At 69.9% G+C, this 15,660-nt stretch carries 16 protein-coding genes; 8 read left to right on the top strand and 8 right to left on the bottom strand.

From position 1 onward, the window contains the following. Window positions 1-7: 7 nt before the first annotated feature. Genes ACZ6ZD_RS07610 through ACZ6ZD_RS07585 form a run of 6 tightly spaced genes read left to right on the top strand, consistent with a single transcriptional unit; the run spans window position 8 to window position 6,746 of the window. A complete protein-coding gene (locus ACZ6ZD_RS07610; protein WP_465669407.1) occupies window positions 8-1,111 on the top strand; it encodes a sugar ABC transporter substrate-binding protein in 1,104 nt (367 codons plus the stop codon). Beyond that, a complete protein-coding gene (locus ACZ6ZD_RS07605; protein WP_465669405.1) occupies window positions 1,108-2,196 on the top strand; it encodes a mandelate racemase/muconate lactonizing enzyme family protein in 1,089 nt (362 codons plus the stop codon). The genes ACZ6ZD_RS07610 and ACZ6ZD_RS07605 overlap by 4 nt, the downstream gene beginning before the upstream one ends. After that, window positions 2,193-3,359 (top strand): ABC transporter permease, encoded by a 1,167-nt coding sequence (locus ACZ6ZD_RS07600; protein ID WP_465669403.1) that lies wholly within the window; start codon window positions 2,193-2,195, stop codon window positions 3,357-3,359. The genes ACZ6ZD_RS07605 and ACZ6ZD_RS07600 overlap by 4 nt, the downstream gene beginning before the upstream one ends. Next, a complete protein-coding gene (locus ACZ6ZD_RS07595; RefSeq protein WP_465669401.1) occupies window positions 3,356-4,351 on the top strand; it encodes an ABC transporter permease in 996 nt (331 codons plus the stop codon). The genes ACZ6ZD_RS07600 and ACZ6ZD_RS07595 overlap by 4 nt, the downstream gene beginning before the upstream one ends. Beyond that, complete coding sequence (locus ACZ6ZD_RS07590; protein ID WP_465669399.1) at window positions 4,348-5,865, top strand: sugar ABC transporter ATP-binding protein; 1,518 nt, start codon at window positions 4,348-4,350, stop codon at window positions 5,863-5,865. The genes ACZ6ZD_RS07595 and ACZ6ZD_RS07590 overlap by 4 nt, the downstream gene beginning before the upstream one ends. After that, a complete protein-coding gene (locus ACZ6ZD_RS07585; protein WP_465669397.1) occupies window positions 5,862-6,746 on the top strand; it encodes an amidohydrolase family protein in 885 nt (294 codons plus the stop codon). The genes ACZ6ZD_RS07590 and ACZ6ZD_RS07585 overlap by 4 nt, the downstream gene beginning before the upstream one ends. Here ACZ6ZD_RS07585 and ACZ6ZD_RS07580 read toward each other — a convergent pair. Genes ACZ6ZD_RS07580 through ACZ6ZD_RS07570 form a run of 3 tightly spaced genes read right to left on the bottom strand, consistent with a single transcriptional unit; the run spans window position 6,689 to window position 9,404 of the window. Beyond that, window positions 6,689-7,702 (bottom strand): cobalamin B12-binding domain-containing protein, encoded by a 1,014-nt coding sequence (locus ACZ6ZD_RS07580; RefSeq protein ID WP_465669395.1) that lies wholly within the window; start codon window positions 7,700-7,702, stop codon window positions 6,689-6,691. The genes ACZ6ZD_RS07585 and ACZ6ZD_RS07580 overlap by 58 nt on opposite strands. Beyond that, window positions 7,699-8,994, bottom strand: a complete 1,296-nt coding sequence (locus tag ACZ6ZD_RS07575) for a PP2C family protein-serine/threonine phosphatase (RefSeq protein WP_465669393.1) — start codon at window positions 8,992-8,994, stop codon at window positions 7,699-7,701. The genes ACZ6ZD_RS07580 and ACZ6ZD_RS07575 overlap by 4 nt, the downstream gene beginning before the upstream one ends. Then, window positions 8,991-9,404 (bottom strand): STAS domain-containing protein, encoded by a 414-nt coding sequence (locus ACZ6ZD_RS07570; RefSeq protein ID WP_465669391.1) that lies wholly within the window; start codon window positions 9,402-9,404, stop codon window positions 8,991-8,993. The genes ACZ6ZD_RS07575 and ACZ6ZD_RS07570 overlap by 4 nt, the downstream gene beginning before the upstream one ends. Before the next feature lie 214 nt (window positions 9,405-9,618). On the opposite strand from ACZ6ZD_RS07570, the gene ACZ6ZD_RS07565 reads away from it, so the two are divergent. After that, window positions 9,619-10,305: a GAF and ANTAR domain-containing protein gene (locus tag ACZ6ZD_RS07565; protein ID WP_465669389.1), complete on the top strand. Its 687-nt coding sequence runs from the start codon at window positions 9,619-9,621 to the stop codon at window positions 10,303-10,305. A 70-nt stretch (window positions 10,306-10,375) separates the two neighbouring features. Then, the gene (locus ACZ6ZD_RS07560; protein WP_465669387.1) at window positions 10,376-11,023 is read left to right on the top strand and encodes an ANTAR domain-containing protein; all 648 of its coding nucleotides are present in this window, start codon (window positions 10,376-10,378) and stop codon (window positions 11,021-11,023) included. Window positions 11,024-11,033: 10 nt separating this feature from the next. Here the strand turns inward: ACZ6ZD_RS07560 and ACZ6ZD_RS07555 are convergent, their stop codons facing one another. The 5 genes from ACZ6ZD_RS07555 to ACZ6ZD_RS07535 are packed head-to-tail and all read right to left on the bottom strand — an operon-like array spanning window position 11,034 to window position 15,604. Continuing rightward, window positions 11,034-11,867 carry an alpha/beta hydrolase family protein gene (locus tag ACZ6ZD_RS07555; protein WP_465669385.1) on the bottom strand — a complete coding sequence of 278 codons (834 nt, stop codon included), beginning with the start codon at window positions 11,865-11,867 and terminating at the stop codon, window positions 11,034-11,036. 38 nt (window positions 11,868-11,905) lie between these two features. Continuing rightward, window positions 11,906-12,976, bottom strand: coding sequence for a DNA polymerase IV (locus ACZ6ZD_RS07550; protein ID WP_465669383.1), 1,071 nt, complete (start codon window positions 12,974-12,976; stop codon window positions 11,906-11,908). Window positions 12,977-13,026: 50 nt separating this feature from the next. Then, the gene (locus ACZ6ZD_RS07545) at window positions 13,027-13,812 is read right to left on the bottom strand and encodes an ABC transporter permease (RefSeq protein ID WP_465669381.1); all 786 of its coding nucleotides are present in this window, start codon (window positions 13,810-13,812) and stop codon (window positions 13,027-13,029) included. Further along, window positions 13,809-14,621, bottom strand: a complete 813-nt coding sequence (locus ACZ6ZD_RS07540) for an ABC transporter permease (RefSeq protein ID WP_465669379.1) — start codon at window positions 14,619-14,621, stop codon at window positions 13,809-13,811. Before ACZ6ZD_RS07540 ends, ACZ6ZD_RS07545 begins: the two co-directional genes overlap by 4 nt. Beyond that, window positions 14,618-15,604: an ABC transporter ATP-binding protein gene (locus tag ACZ6ZD_RS07535; protein ID WP_465669377.1), complete on the bottom strand. Its 987-nt coding sequence runs from the start codon at window positions 15,602-15,604 to the stop codon at window positions 14,618-14,620. Before ACZ6ZD_RS07535 ends, ACZ6ZD_RS07540 begins: the two co-directional genes overlap by 4 nt. Window positions 15,605-15,660: the final 56 nt, after the last annotated feature.

Here is a 15,660-nt window from a genome sequence, read left to right as displayed (position 1 = left end):
TCCGCTCATGACCCTCGCCCCCGCCGGCGCCGCTCTCCGTAGGACCGCCCTCTGCCTGGCCGCCGTCGCCCTCGTGGCCACCGGCTGTACGACGAAACCCGCCGACTCCGGCTCTGCCGGCGGCCCGAAGGACGACGCCTCCACCGGTTCCAGCTCGGGACCGGTCACGCTGAAAGACGGTTCCCAGGTCAAGCTAGCGCTGATCCCGGGGGGCGCACACCCCTATTTCCAGCCCTGGAAAACCACCGCGGACGTCGACAAGGCCGACTTCAAACTCGGCGACGTGACGTTCAACGAGACCGGCGAGTGGGACCAGGGCAAACAGAACAACGTGATCAACTCACTGGCCGCCCAGGGCTACAACGCTTTCGGCATCTTCGGCGTGTCGCCGACCGATATCAACTCCACCTTCGAGGACCTGAAGGCCAAGGGGTTCGCGGTCGGCTCACTGGCCTCCTGCCCGGCCGGTGACACGAACTCGGCCGACTTCTGCCTGTCCACGGATGTCGAGGCGGCGGCGTACAAGGCGGCCAAGGCGACGATCGAGGCGATCGGCGGCGAAGGCGCGATCGTGCACCTGACCGGGAACAACGTCGACTCCAACACCCAGCGCCGGATCGCCGGTGTGAAGAAGGCCGTTGCCGAGACCAACGGCAAGGTCACCGAGCTGCCGGTGATCACCGATATCGACAAGGACCTGTCCACCGCGCAGAAGGCCGTCGCCGACCTGCTGGCGTCCAAGGGCAAGGACATCAAGGGCATCGTCACGACCGCGTACAACCCCGCGGTGGCCGCGGCCGACGGCGTTGCCTCGAGCAAGCTTCCGATCAAGGTGGTCGCGATCGACGACGACGCGAAGATCCTGTCCGGGATCAAGTCCGGCGGCGTCGCCGCGACCGTCACGCAGAACCCGGTCGGTCAGGCGTACGTCGGCGGCTGGCTGCTCGCGTTGCTGCAGTCCAAGCAGTGCACGATGAAGACCCCGGGCGTGATCGTCGACTCCGGCTCGTTCGTCGTCACCAAGGACAACGTGGACACGTACGACGACGAGCGCAAGGCGAAGACCAAGGAGCTCGAGACCGAGTTCGCCAAGCAGCTGAGCTGCCAGTGAGCGCAATTACGCGGGCTGAGGCGTACCTGGTCGACCTGGAGGTCGAGACGGTCCGCACGGACGCCGTGCAGTCCTTCCTCAAGCAGGAGACGATCTTCGTCTCGCTGGAGACAGCTGATGGGCTGACCGGGCTGGGCTACTCGTACACGATCGGCACCGGCGGCACCGCCGTACTGGCGTTGCTGCGCGACAACCTGCTGCCCAGACTGCTCGGAGTGGACGCACGGAACGTCGAGGCGGCGTGGTCGGACCTCTTCTGGTCCACCCACGCCACCACGGTCGGTGCGATCACCTCGCTCGCGCTGGCGGCTGTGGACACCGCGCTGTGGGATCTGCGCTGTCTGCGGGCAGGTGAGCCGCTGTGGCGGCTGGCAGGCGGCCACCGGCGTGAGGTGCCGCTCTATGACACTGAGGGCGGCTGGCTGCATCTGACCACCGACGAGCTGGTCGCGGGCGCACTGGCTTCGCAGAAGGCCGGCTGGCCCGGTGTGAAGCTCAAGGTCGGTAAACCGCGCGTCCACGAGGATCTGGACCGGCTGCGCGCCGTACGGGATGCGGTCGGGCCTTCGCTCGACATCATGGTCGACGCCAACCAGTCGATGACGTACGCCGAGGCCAAGCGCCGGGCGGCCGCCTTCGAGTCGGTGGACCTGTCGTGGTTCGAAGAGCCGCTGCCGGCGGACGACGTAACCGGGCACGTGCGGTTGGCGGAGTCCACCTCGATCCCCATCGCGGTGGGGGAGTCGCTGTACTCGGTCTCGCAGTTCCGCGAGTACGTCGCGGCCGGTGGCGCCGGAATCGTGCAGGTGGACGTCGCACGGGTCGGCGGCATCACTCCGTGGCTGAAGGTCGCGCATCTGGCGGAGTCCTTCAACCTGGAGGTCTGTCCGCACTTCCTGATGGAGCTGCACGTCAGCCTGACCGCTGCGGTGCCGAACGGACGGTACGTCGAGCACATCCCGCAGCTGCGGGCCATCACCCGCTCCGAGATGCAGATCGCGGACGGGCATGCGGTGGCGCCCGACGTCCCCGGGCTGGGCATCGACTGGGACCAGGACGCGATCGACGATCGGCGCGTGTCGTGAGCGCGCCGGTCTCGTCGACGGCTACCGAGGCGCTGCGCGAGGACGCACCGGTCGAGAAGCCGCCGAGGGGGACGCCGTGGTGGGCGAACCAGCGGGTCGGGCTGCTGATCCTGGTGGTGCTGCTGGGCGCGTTGTTCGGCGTACTGCGGCCGGCGTTCTTCAACCAGCAGCTCGTGGTGTTCCCGCTGTTGCGCGATATCGCGATGTTCACCGTGGTCGGGCTCGCACAGCTGTGTGTGCTGTCGATCGGGCACATGAACCTCGCCGTCGGCCGGATGGCGGCGTTCTCGATGATGATCACCGGCATCTCGTACGACCTGTGGCACTTCACCCTGTACTCCGGTCTCCTGGTGGGGCTGGTGGCGGGGACGGCGATCGGCGCGCTGGCCGGCTGGGTGATCGCGCGGACCGGGGTCAACTCGTTCGTCGTGACGCTGGCGCTGGACTTCCTGCTGCTGGGGATGATTCCGCTCGTCTACACCTCGCTGACCGAGAACGCGGCGTTCGTGACGAAACCACCGGGGATGCGCGAGCTGCGCAACTACTCCCTCGCCGACGTCTGCGTCGGTAACGTCTGCGGCTCACCCGCCGTCCCGCAGCTGGCGATCTTCGCGGTCGTCGCGATGGCCGTCGTCGGCTGGATCTACGCTCGCACCCGGCTCGGTCGCGAACTCCTGATGACCGGCTCGTCGGTCCGCGCGGCCGAGCTCTCCGGCATCCCCACCGCGCGCCGCGTCATCATCGCGCACGCCATGTCCGGCTGCCTGGCCGCCCTCGCGGGCTTCATGCTCGCCGTCTCCACCGGCTCCATCAAAGCCACCATCGGCGAAGAGTTCATGCTCCCCTCCTTCCTCGGCCCCATCCTCGGCGGCACCCTCCTCGCCGGCGGCTTCGTCTCCATCTGGGGCACCCTCCTCGGCACCGCCCTCACCACCGTCATCCGCAAAGGCCTCGACCTCCTAGGCGTAGGCCTGGAAAGCCTCAACATCTACCTAGGCCTCATCCTCCTCCTAGCCCTCTCCACCGACCGCCTCCGAACCCTCCTCTCCACCCGCCAAGCAGTCGCCGGAGCCGGCACCCCGCCCTCCGGGCCGAGCGCCTCGGTTGTCTCCTCCGCTTCCCCGCCGCCGAAGGCGGCGGGCTCTTCGGGAGGTGCGCGATGAAGCGGTTTGTTCGGTCTACTGAAATGACGTTGCTGGTTATTGGGCTCGTGTTTTTTGTGGGGTTGGTGGTTGCGTCTGGGGGTGAGTTGTTGGCGGGGAACTCGGTTCGGGTGTTGTTGCAGTTCTTGGCGGTGCCGGTGTTGATCGGGTTGGCGCAGATGGTGGTACTTGCTGTGGGGCAGTTGAACCTTGCGGTGGGGGCGATCGGGGGGTTCGCGGCGGCGGCGATGGGGGTGTTGATGGCTGACCACGGGGTGCCGGTGCCGCTCGCGTTGCTGATCGGGTTCGTGCTGGCGGGTGCGGCCGGGCTGCTGAACGGCGTCCTGGTGGTGCTGACCCGGATCAACGGGTTCATCGTGACGCTGGCGACGATGACGATCCTGCTCGGCGTCCAGTACCGGCTGGTCGGTACGCGGACGGTCGACGCTTATCCGCAAGGCTTGAAGACGTTCGGCTCGGCCGCGTTGTTCGGCGTCGTCCCGTGGATCTTCGTGGTCGCGCTGATCGTCGCCGCCCTGCTCGCGCTGTTGCTGAAACGGACGGTGCCCGGCCGGCAGCTACTCGCCTCCGGCGGGAACCCGATCGCCGCCCGGCTGTCCGGAATCTCCAACGACCGCTCGGTGATCGTCGCGCACGCGTTGTCCGGTGCGATCCTCGGCGTCGCCGCGATCCTGACGGTCGCGTCGTCCCCGGGGGTGAACAAGAGCATCGGCGGCGACTGGCTGCTGCCGTCGTTCGCGGCGCCGATCATCGGCGGCGCGCTGCTCACCGGCGGTTCGGCGGTCGTCCTGGGGACGGTGCTGGCCGCGTTCATCGTCCGCTTCGTCGACACCGCGCGGGCCGAGTTCTCGCTCGAGCCGTCCTGGGTGAACTTCGTGGTCGGCGCGGTCGTGCTCGGTTCCGTCGTCCTCGGTCAAGTCCGGGCGCGTCGCCAGGAGCGCCGCGCCGTGGTGAAAGCGCCCGATGCGGCCGTCGCCGGAGGTGTGTCATGACGTTGTTCGAGGCATCCGAGATCGTCAAGGTCTTCCCCGGCGTCCGCGCACTCGACGGCGTGACGCTGGCCCTGGAGGCCGGCTCGGTACACGCGCTCCTCGGCGAGAACGGCGCCGGCAAGTCGACGCTGATCAAGGTGATCACCGGCCTCTACCGGCCCGACGGCGGCCGCCTGCTGATGGACGGCCGGGAGATGTCGTTCGGCTCGCCGCACGAGTCGGCCGCGGCCGGGATCGGCGTCGTCCACCAGGAGCGCAACCTGATTCCCGGCTTCACCGTCGGGGAGAACATCCTGCTCCAGAAGCTGCCGACCTCGCGCGGCCTGGTCGACCGATCCGCGATCCGCTCCGAGGCGGCCCGTTGGCTCGCCGAGCTCGAGCTCGACCTCGATCCGGACCAACCGGTCACCGAGCTGTCCGTCGCCCAGGCCCAGCTGGTCGAGATCGCGAAGGCGCTGTCGGTCGAGAGCCGCGTGCTGCTGCTCGACGAGCCGACGGCGTCCATCACGCCGAACGAGGCGGCGCTGCTGTTCCGCGTCGTCGAGAAACTCAAGGACGACGGGCGCGCCGTCCTGTTCGTCAGTCACAAACTGGAGGAGGTCTTCCAGATCTGTGACACCGTGACCGTCCTGCGGGACGGCGCCTCGGTGCTGTCCGGCGGCGCGCTCGCCGACCTGACCCGGGACCAGGTCGTCGACCTGATGGTCGGTCGCGTCCACGAAGCGCTCAGCCTGCCCGAACGCGCGGTCGACACCTCGGTCGCGCCGATCCTGGAGCTGCGCGGTGTCGGGACGGCGACCGGTCACGCGGACGTCGATCTCGCCGTCCGGCCGGGGGAGATCGTCGGGCTCTACGGGCTCGTCGGCGCCGGTCGCAGCGAGCTGGCGAAGGCGCTGCTCGGGCTCGACCGGATCACCGCGGGTGAGGTGCGGGTGCGTGGCGAGGCGGTCAAGATCCGCACCGTGCGCGATGCCCTGCGCAACCACAAGATCGGCTACGTGACCGAGAACCGCAAGGAGGAGGGCGTCTTCCTCGAGCAGCCGATCACCCGCAACATCGCCGTCACCATCTGGGACCGGTTGCGCAAGCTCTTCGGCTACGTCCCCGCCAAGGCGGAGACCGCGATGGTGACGTCGTACGTCGAGCAGCTGGGCATCCGGATCGCGTCGCCGTCCCAGCTGGCCGGAACGCTCTCCGGCGGTAACCAGCAGAAGGTCTCGCTGGCCAAGTGGCTCGCCGCCCAGACCGAGATCCTGATCATCGACGAGCCGACCGTGGGGATCGACGTCCGCACCAAGGACGCCTTCCACACGCTGATCTGGGATCTCGCCGCGAACGGCCTCGCCATCTTGCTGATCACCTCCGACCTGCCGGAGATGATCACGCTGGCCGACCGGGTGGTCGTGATGCGCGACCACCGGATCCGCGGCGAGCTGCCGAACAACCATGACTACGACCAGATGAGTCAGCAGGTCATCCGCCTCATCCACGCCGAAGGGACCACAGCGGCATGAGCAGAGTCGACGCGCATCACCACGTCTGGGATCTGAGCGTCCGCGACCAGACCTGGATGGTCGGCGCGGAGCTCGCCCCGATCCGGCGCAGCTTCGGCATCGACGACCTGGCGCCACTCGCGGCCGCGGCCGGGATCACCGCGACCGTGCTCGTGCAGACGGTCGGCGTCCTCGACGAGACCCGCGAGTTCCTTGAAGTTGCCAACAGCAACGACCTGGTCGCGGGCGTGGTCGGCTGGGTCGATCTGACCGCGCCCGATATCGCCGACGTCCTGGCCGAGCTGCAGGCCCGGCCGGACGGCGGCTATCTGAAGGCCATCCGGCATCAGGTCCACGACGAGCCTGATCTCGAATGGTTGCTGCGCCCCGACGTCCAGCGCGGTCTGGCCGCCGTCGCCGAGGCCGGTCTCGGTTACGACCTGCTCACCAAGACCCCGCATCTCCCGGCCGCCGTCCAAGCGGTCAAGGCGTTGCCCCAGCTCACCTTCGTCGTCGACCACATCTCCAAACCGGTCATCGGCGGCCCACTCGATCCGTGGGCCACCCAGCTCCGCGAGCTCGCGGCCCTGCCCAACACGACCTGCAAGCTCTCCGGCCTGGTCACCGAGGCCGATTGGGCGAGCTGGACCGTCGCCGACCTCAAGCCGTACGCCGACACCGTCCTCGAAGCCTTCACACCGGAGCGAGTGATGTTCGGCTCCGACTGGCCCGTCTGCCTGCTCGCCGCTCCCTACGCGGGCGTCGTCGAAGCCGCCGAGGCCCTGACCGCCCACCTGACCCCGGCCGAGCGCTCAGCCGTCTTCGCGACCACCGCGACCGAGACCTACAACCTCTCCGCCGACGGCCACGAGTCGTCGAGCAGCGCCGCGGCCAGCGGATAGTCGCGGATCGCCCCGGAGACCTCCTGATGCAGGGTCGCCACGAGCGCGACCGGGGCGTCGCGGTGTTCGAGCAGCGCGCGGATCCACCAAGCCGTATCGGTGATCGCGCGCGGATCGGCGGTGAGCAGGGCGGCCCAGATCGCGTGCAGGATCAGCTCGACGGCATCCTTCGCCAGCGCTGGATCGAACGCCGCCAGACCCACTCCGTCGAGCCGCGGCCAGTGGCTGGTCACAGTCGCCACCAGCTCGCTGTGGTTGAGCTCCAACGCGGCTTGTTCTTCGACTGGCCCGTCTGCCAACGGCTGAGCCGGTGGGACGACGGCCGGCAGCTCGCGCATCGCAGTGATCGCACCGGTCGCGTCGGCAGCCCAGCCGGTGGCGCCGAGCGTACGGGCGCGCAGATCGTCCGAGCCGAACGCCGGACCGCCGACGAGGATCGGGATGCCGGCTGCCGTGGCGGCCTCGACGAAGCGGCGAGCGGTCGGGATCGAGCCGAGCATCGAGCAACTGACGGCGAGCGCGTCCGGGCCGAGATCCTGGAGGTACTGATTGAGCCGGAGCGCCGGTGTGGAGGCGCCGAGCAGCGTGGTCTCCCAGCCGTCCGAGCGCAGCGCGCAGTCGATGATCATCGCCGGGAGCGCGTGCCACTCTCGCTCGGCGCAGGCGACGACCACCCGGCCGCGAGTGATCGGCGCCCGGCGTACTTCCCGCGTGATGGTCTCGGTGGCCGCGGTCGCGACGGCGGTCGCGGCGTGCTCCTCGGCCACCGACCACTCGCCGCGCTGCCAGCGGTCACCGACGGCACGCTGGGCGGCGCCGATCACCTCGGTCAGCAGCGCGATCGGGTCCGCACCCGACGCGAGCGCCTCGTCCACCACGGCAAGCGCCGCGGTGACGTCGATCGCGGCCACCGCGTGTTCGAACCGGGTCAACGTCGGTGTCAGGTCGGCGATCATCCGGTGCAGCCCAGCGCGAGGACGGCGATGTCGTCGTGGGCGCGACCGTCCAAGTGCTCCAGCACGTCCTGCTCGATCGCCGCGCAAGTGACATCCGCGCCGGCGCCGGCGTACCGGCCGAGCAGGTCGCGCAGACGTTCCTCGCCGTAGAAGCCGCTCTCGCCGCGGGCTTCCTCGACGCCGTCGGTGAACAGCACGATCTGGTCGCCGGGAGCGAGCCGAACAGTGGTCACCGGGTACTCCGCCACCGGGACGACTCCGAGGACGGCGCCGTCACACGCCACCGCGTCGACATCGCCGTCCGCGCGCACCACCAACGGCGGCGTGTGCCCCGCGACGGCGACATCGACCAGCAACCCGCCATCGGCCTGCGGCCGGACGCGGAGGCAGATCATCGTGACGAAGCGGTGCGAGATGTCGTCGGCGAAGACGGCGTTGAGCGCGGCCAGCAAGGCACCGGGGTCGGTGACGAAGTGCGCCGCGGTCCGCAGACTCTGGCGGGCGCGGCCGGTCAGCACAGCGGCCTCGACGCCCTTGCCGGCCACATCGCCGAGCGCGACCAGCCACTCGCCGTCGCGCTGGAACAGGTCGTAGAAGTCGCCGCCGATATCGAGCTGCTCAAGCGCCGGCCGGTAGCGAGCCCCGAGATCGAGACCTGGCACGGCCGGCAGCTCCGGCGGGAGGAGGCTGTTCTGCAGCGCGTTCGCGATCTGGCTGCGCTGCTCGTACAAGCGAGCCGAATCAAGTGCCAACGACGCGCGCGCCGCGATCTGCTCGGCCAGCGCGGTGTCTGTCGCCCCGAATCCGCGGCCTTGGCCGCGCACGGTGATCAGCGCGCCGACCACCGTCCCTCGGGCGGTCAAGCCGGTGCCGAGTACGTCGGCCGGTCGCAAGGCGGCCGCCTGGTCGCGGAGCGCCTGGTGCGGAATCAGGCCGGTCAGCCCGTCGCCCAGGTCGTCGGACGAGACGTGCAGCAGCTCGGACCGGCCCGTGGCCAGCACCCGTTCGAGCGCTTGACCGGCCAAAGCGCGGCGGGACACCTTGACCACCGAGGTGACGTCGGCGCCGCCGTACAGCTGGACGCCGCCGGTGCGCGGATTGGTCAGCGCGACCACGGCCCAGTCCGCGAACTCGGGGCACAGCCGGTCCAGCAGTTGCAGGACCGAGCGGCGGACGTTCAGTGAGCCCGCCATCGCCAGTCCGATCTCCTCCGCGAGTCCAGGACGCTCATCGATCCGGCCGGCCGCGGAAACGGCGTACGAGCCGAGCTCGGCCGGCCCGAGCCCGCTCACGGGCCGGCCGCATCGAAGCCCGGTACGACGGATTCGGGCGGCGCGGCCTCGACCTGCAGCGGCTCACCGAGCGCGGCGACCGCGGCGGCCACGGACTCGTACACCGCGAACACCTTGTGCAGCTTGGTGATCTTGAAGATCTTCTGCAGCCGGGGCCCGGGCGCGGCCAGCAGCAGCGCGGCGCCGTGCGCCGCGGCCTCCTTGTGGGCGCCGACGAGGACGCCGAGGCCGCTGGAGTCCATGAAGTCGACGCCGGCCAGGTCGAGGATCACCGGCCGGACGCCGATCGCGTCCTTGAGTGCGGCGGTCATCGCGGGGGCGTTCTCGAGATCGAGGTCGCCGATCACGGTGAGCAACAGGTGGTCGGCCGCTTCGGCGGTCCGGATGGTCAGGTCGTCGTCGTCGATCATGACGGAACGTCTCCTCACCGTCCGTGACCACCAGGGTCGGGACGGCTCGATCAAGGGCGCCACGGCAGGGCGCGGCCGGTGAGCGGCTACCTTGCAGAACCGTTCGGCCGTGCTACACCTATCACCGTGTGGGGGACGGAGCAACAACCGTGACCGACGGTTACCGGTTCGACCACCGATCGCGACCCGCTGTTGACCTGCCCAGGGGGGGCTCATGAACACCCGAGAACTTGTCGCCGCGATGGACCGTGTGACGGCCTCGCTGCAGGTGCCGATCTCGATCGACGACGCGCTCGACGAGATCACCGCCGCCGCCGTCCGGACGATGCCGGCGATCGACCACGCGAGTATCTCGATCACCGGCGCCGACGGAAAGATCCGGACGCTGGCGCCGACCGGCCCGCTGGCGCTGCGGGTCGACGAGCTGCAGTACTCGCTGGCCGAAGGGCCCTGCCTGGACGCCGTGACCGATGATCCGATCGTCCGCTCCGACGACCTGCGCGCCGACAGCCGCTGGCCGCGGTTCGGGCCGCGGGCGGCCGAGCTCGGGATCGGATCGCAGCTGGCCTTCCAGTTCCGCTCCGAGTCCCACGTCCGGGGCGCGGTGAATCTGTTCGCCGAGGGGGTCGGGGTGATCGGCCCGGACGACGTCCAGCTCGGCTACCTGTTCGCGAACTTCGCCGCCGCCGCGCTGGGCTGGAACCGGACCCATGAAACCCTCACGATCGGGCTCAGCTCCCGGCAGACGATCGGTCAGGCGATCGGCATCCTGATGGAGCGCTACCGGCTCGATCAGCGCCGTGCCTTCGCCTTCCTGGTCCGGACGTCGCAGACCGGCAACATCAAGCTGTACGACGTCGCCGCGGGGATCGTGGCCGACTCGGAGTCCCGGGCCGAGTAGGCTGGTCGCGGCCTCCTGCAGTGCGGGGTCACGGCGTGAGCCTGCCCACATGCCCTGACTGGAGAGCCCATTGCCCGCTTCCCCCGCGCACGGTCGCCACGACGAAGCCGCGTACTTCGCCGATCTCGCCCTCCGGCTGCACCGCATCCAGCAATTCGAGGAGCTGCTGGACGCCGTCGCCGACGCAGCGGCCGAGGCCTTCGACTGCGCCTTGCCCGCGTTGGCGACCATCGACTCCCAGCAGCGGCTGGGTGCGATCGCCGGCGCGGCGGCCGACCTCGTCCGTGCCGAGGTCGCCGTCCCGGATGGTCCTTGGTGGGCTGCGGTCCGAGACCGGACCATCGTCGAGGGCAGTGCGCTGCCCACACAGCCCGCAGATGTCAGCACCGTCGTCCACGCTCCCGTGTTCCCAGGGACCGGTCGTCCGCGCGGCGTCCTGTCGCTCTATCTCCCGGCCGAGACGCCCGGCCGGGACCGACTGCCGAACTTCTGCACGTACGCCGGGATCGCGCTCGAGGGCCTCTGGTACCAAACCCGCCTCCGTCGCTCGATGACCTCACACACGACCGTGGGCTCCGGCATCGGCATCCTCATGGAGCGCTACAACCTCGACCGCGCCGCCGCGTACGACGTCATGGCCCAAACCGCTGTCGAACACAGCGTTCGGCTCCGCGACGTCGTCCAGCACCTCCGCGAGGAGTCGCCGACGACGCAGTGATCGCGGCGCCTCAGCCGAGCAGGCGGGCGGCTTCGGAGCGGCAGGTCTGCCAGGCCTGGTGCCGCGGGTCGATCAGCTCGAAGTGGCCGACGTGTGGCAGTTCGGTGAGGGTGACCGGGTCGCCGACCTTGCGGGCGGCGGCCGCGTAATCGGCGCTTTGGGCAAGCGGTACGGCGGCATCCCGCGTTCCGTGGACGAGCGCGACCGGGACCTTGAGCGGCAGCCGCTCGGACGGCGAAGCGAGGGCGTAGCGGTCGGGATGGGAGTCGGGTGTGCCGCCGAGGAGCTCCTGGACGGCGCTGCCGCCGACCTGTTCGCGGTGCGCGGTGGCGAGATCGAGGACGCCGGCCTGGGAGACGGCGCCGCGGAGCTGGACACGCGGTGTCGCGCCGGGAGCCGAGGGCGGCAGCGCGGATCGGCCGGCCGCCCACACCGCGAGGTGACCGCCGGCCGAGTGGCCGACGGCGACGACTTTGGTGAGCTCGATCCGCGGCTGATCGGCGAGCGCGTCGATGGCGGCCGCGACGTCCTCGAACGTGGCCGGCCAGCCGCCGCCGTTGCCGACCCGGCGGTACTCGATGGCATACCCGGCGATCCCGTTCCGCGCGAGATCCGCGGCCAGCGGCGTCGCCAGGCTCATCCCGTACCCGCTCTGCCAGAAGCCGCCGTGGATGACCACCGCGGCCGGCACCGGCGCGGCGCCAGGCGGGAGATGCAGCTCGGCGATCTGCGACTCGTCGTCGCCGTACCGCACCTTGACCACCCCGTCGGACGCCATGGGCTCGCTCGAGCAGCCGCCCAGGCTCAGGCTGGCGGCGGCCGCGAGGAGCGTACGTCGTGACATCACGACGGCTCTTCGGCGCCGACCTCGCTCCGGATGGCTCACGCCGCGAACTCGACCCGCACGCCCAGCAGCCGGACCGGACGCCGGAGCTCGAACTTCTCCAGCAGAGCGAGCGCCGTCGCGGCGACCACCTCCGGATCCTGGGTGATCGCGGGCAGCTTGCGGCTCTTGATCGGGGTGTAGAAACTCGTGAACCGGACCTTGACCCAGACGCGCTGGATGCTGCGGCCGTCCGCGACGACCTCGCGCGTCACCGCGACCGCGATCCGGCGCAGCTCCGCGGCGATCTCGGCCGGTTCGGCCAGGTCGCGTTCGAAGGTCTCCTCGTGGCTGCGCGAGACCGGCTCCCGCGGGACCTCGGTGATCTCGGTGTCGCCGAGGCCGCGCCCGAGAGCGGCGTACCAGGCGCCCATCTTCGGACCGAACCGCTCGCGGAGCATCTCGACATCGGCCGCGGCCAGCTCGGCGACCGTGGTCAGGCCGAGCTCGTTGAGGTTGCGCTCCATCCGGCTGCCGATCCCCCATAGCTCGCGGACCGGGCGATGGTCCATCACCGCGCGCCAGTTCGCCGCGGTCAGCCGGTAGACGCCCGGCGCTTCCGCACTGGCGCCCTCGAACGGCGCCGCATGTGACCGCGGCTGTTTGGCGAACGTCGTCGCCAGCTTCGCGCGGGTCTTGTTGTCACCGATCCCGATCGAGCAGGTCAGCCCGGTCTTCGCCGCCACCGCCGCCCGCAGCGCCGCGGCGAGCGCCTCCGGGTCGTCGGTCTCGGCGCCGACGAAGCACTCGTCCCACCCCCAGACCTCGACCACCACCGGGAACTCGCGCAGCGTGTCCATCACCTCGGCGGACGCCGCCTCGTACGCCCCCGGATCGGACGGCAGGAACACGGCGTCCGGACACTTCTTGACCGCCGCACGCAACGGCATCCCCGAGTGGACGCCGAACTCGCGCGCCTCGTACGACGCCGTCGCCACCACCTGGCGAGGTTTCGCCGGATCACCCGACCCACCCACCACCACCGGCACCCCGCGCAACTCCGGCCGCCGGCGGATCTCCACAGCCGCGATGAACTGGTCCATGTCCACGTGCAGGACCCACCAAGTCATCTCAACCTCCCGTCAGCACCACCAAACCACACGCGACGGACAAACGGGGGTCAGCTGGAGGCGCTGGAGTAGGTGCGGAGGCCTTGGGACCAGAGGAGGCGGTTGAGGAGGAGGGCGGCGAGGGTTAGGGCGGGGGCCAGGGCCAGGTAGTGCCAGGGGAGGCCGCCGGCGAGGGCTTGGATGGGGAAGGTGGTGGCGAAGGCTACGGGGAAGGCGAAGGTGAGGAAGGTGCGGACCGCCACGGGGAAGAACGCGAGTGGGTAGCGGCCGGCTTCGGCGAGGCTGGTGTAGACGATGCCGATCGGGCCGACGGACTGCAGCCAGAACGCGAGGTAGGCCAGCGTCGACCAGGCGGCGGTGAGCAGGACGAGACCGCAGCCCGCGAGCAGGACGGCTTGGGCGACGTGGCCGGCGTCCGGGCGAAGCTCCGACTGGACCAGACCGATGACCAGGACGCCGATCCCGCTGGCGACGTTGCTCAGCTCGGCCACGTTGATCCAGCGGAAGGTCAGGTAGAACTGGCTCGAAACCGGCCGCAGCAGCACCGTGTCGAGCTCGCCCTCGGTCAGGTAGCTCGTCATCCGGTTCAGGTTCGGCGCGACGAACGCCGCGATCAGCCCGGTGCAGATCTGGTGGACGCCGACCAGCGCGATCACCTCCGCCCGCGACCACCCGCGCAACTCCGCGGTGAACCCGAACAGCAGCAGCGTCGGCACGATCCCCAGCCCGAGCTGGACGAGCCCGACCCCCAGCGTGGTCAGGAAATGCGCCCGGTACTGCGTCTCCCGGACGACGGCCTGCGCGAAGAACCGCCGCCACAACCGTGCGTACCTCATGCGCCCACCGCCGAGTAGGCCCGCAACCCGGCGGCCCACACCACCCGGGCCAGGACCCCAGCGAGGACGACGTACCCGACCTGAAGCCCGAACCCCATCCAGAGCTCGGCCCCCGACATTCGCCCGGCCACGATCTCCACCGGGAACGACACCGTGAACCGGAACGGCTGGAAATCGGCGAAGGACCGCGACCACGACGGCATCAGCGCCAGCGGGACGACGGCCCCCGACAACACACTCGCGATGATCACCCGCGCCTGCACGAGTGCGCTCACGTCGTCCAGCCAGAACGCGAGCGCCGCGATCAGGATGTCGATCGTGAACACCAGCACCGCCCCGAGCAGGACGGCGATCGCGAACAGCGCCCACCGCCCGAGACCGGCCGGCACGACCATCGATGCCCGGAAGAACCACCAGACGATCCCGATCATCGGGACCAGCGCGATCAGCTTGAGGAACTTCTCCGACAGGTTGTTCGCGACGAACCCGAGCAGCAGCGACGCCGGCCGGACCATCCAGCTGGACAGCGTCCCGAGCCGGATGTCACTGGCGATGAACCCCGCCGCCCAGGACGACGTCGCCATCGTCACGAACCCGAGCAGGACGAAGTACGTCGTCACGTACCGCTCGTCGACCGGGAGCCGGGCGCCGTGGGTGAGCGCCGTCCGCCAGATCAGCAACGACGTGATCGGGACGAAGATGTTCGCCAGCATGAAGATCACCCAGGAGCCGCGGTAGATCGACTGCTGGGCGATCTCGGCCGCCGTCATCCGGCGCAGCACGCGCAGAGTGCGGCTCAGCCTGCTCACGACGCCTCCCCGCGGCGCTCGAACAGATCCCGCATGATGTCCTCGACGTCGGCGTCCGCCACGTCGAGATCCACCAGCGGGCCGAGCCGCGTCAGCGCACCCAGGACGTCGCCCGCCCGGTCGCGATCCACCTCGAGGCGGACCGTCAGCCCGTCGGAAACAACCCCGCTGACGCCCTCGACCCCGGCCAGGACGCCGTCGCCCGGCGGCTCCGCGTAGGTCGCCCGGACCAGCTTGCGCGGCCGCGCCGTCCGGACCAGCTCGTCCAGGGCGCCGTCGAACTGCAGCCGCCCGTGGTCGATGATCATCACCCGCGAGCACAGCGCCTCGATGTCGTCCATGTCGTGGCTGGTGATCAGGATCGTCGTCCCGCGCAGCCTGTTCACATCGGCGAGGAAACCGCGAACGCGCGCCTTCGCGACCACATCCAGCCCGATCGTCGGCTCATCCAGGAACAGAACCTCCGGCCCGTGCACGAGCGCCGTCAACAGCTCCAGCTTCATCCGCTCGCCGAGCGACGTCTTCCGCACCTGGACGTCGAGCAGCTGCCGGACGTCGAGCAGCTCGGCCAGCTCGCCGACGTTCCGCTCGAACTCGGCCGTCGACAGCCCGTACATCTCCTTGTGCAGCAGGAGACTCTCCATCGCCGGGACGTCCCACCACAGCATCGACTTCTGCCCCATCACCAGGGCGATCCGGCGCAGGTAGTCGTGTTTGCGCTCGGACGGCCGGTACCCGAGCACCTCCAGCGAGCCGGACGTCGGGTACAGCAGCCCCGACAACATCTTCAGTGTCGTCGTCTTCCCGGCGCCGTTCGGCCCGAGCAGGCCGACGACCTCACCGCGGCCGATCTCGAAACCGATCCGGTCGACCGCGAGCCTGGTCTCGTAGTTACGCCGGACGAGGCTCTTCAGCGCTCCGCCGAGACCGGCGCGCTGCTGATGGAAGGTGTAGGTCTTGGTCAGCTCGCGAGCCGCGATCACTGTCGGATATCAACCGTACTCATTCTGCATCTCTCGACCGTAGACGCGGCCGGAAA

Source organism: Kribbella sp. NPDC104218, from assembly GCF_055584105.1.
This window is presented reverse-complemented; position numbering and strand designations above follow the sequence as displayed.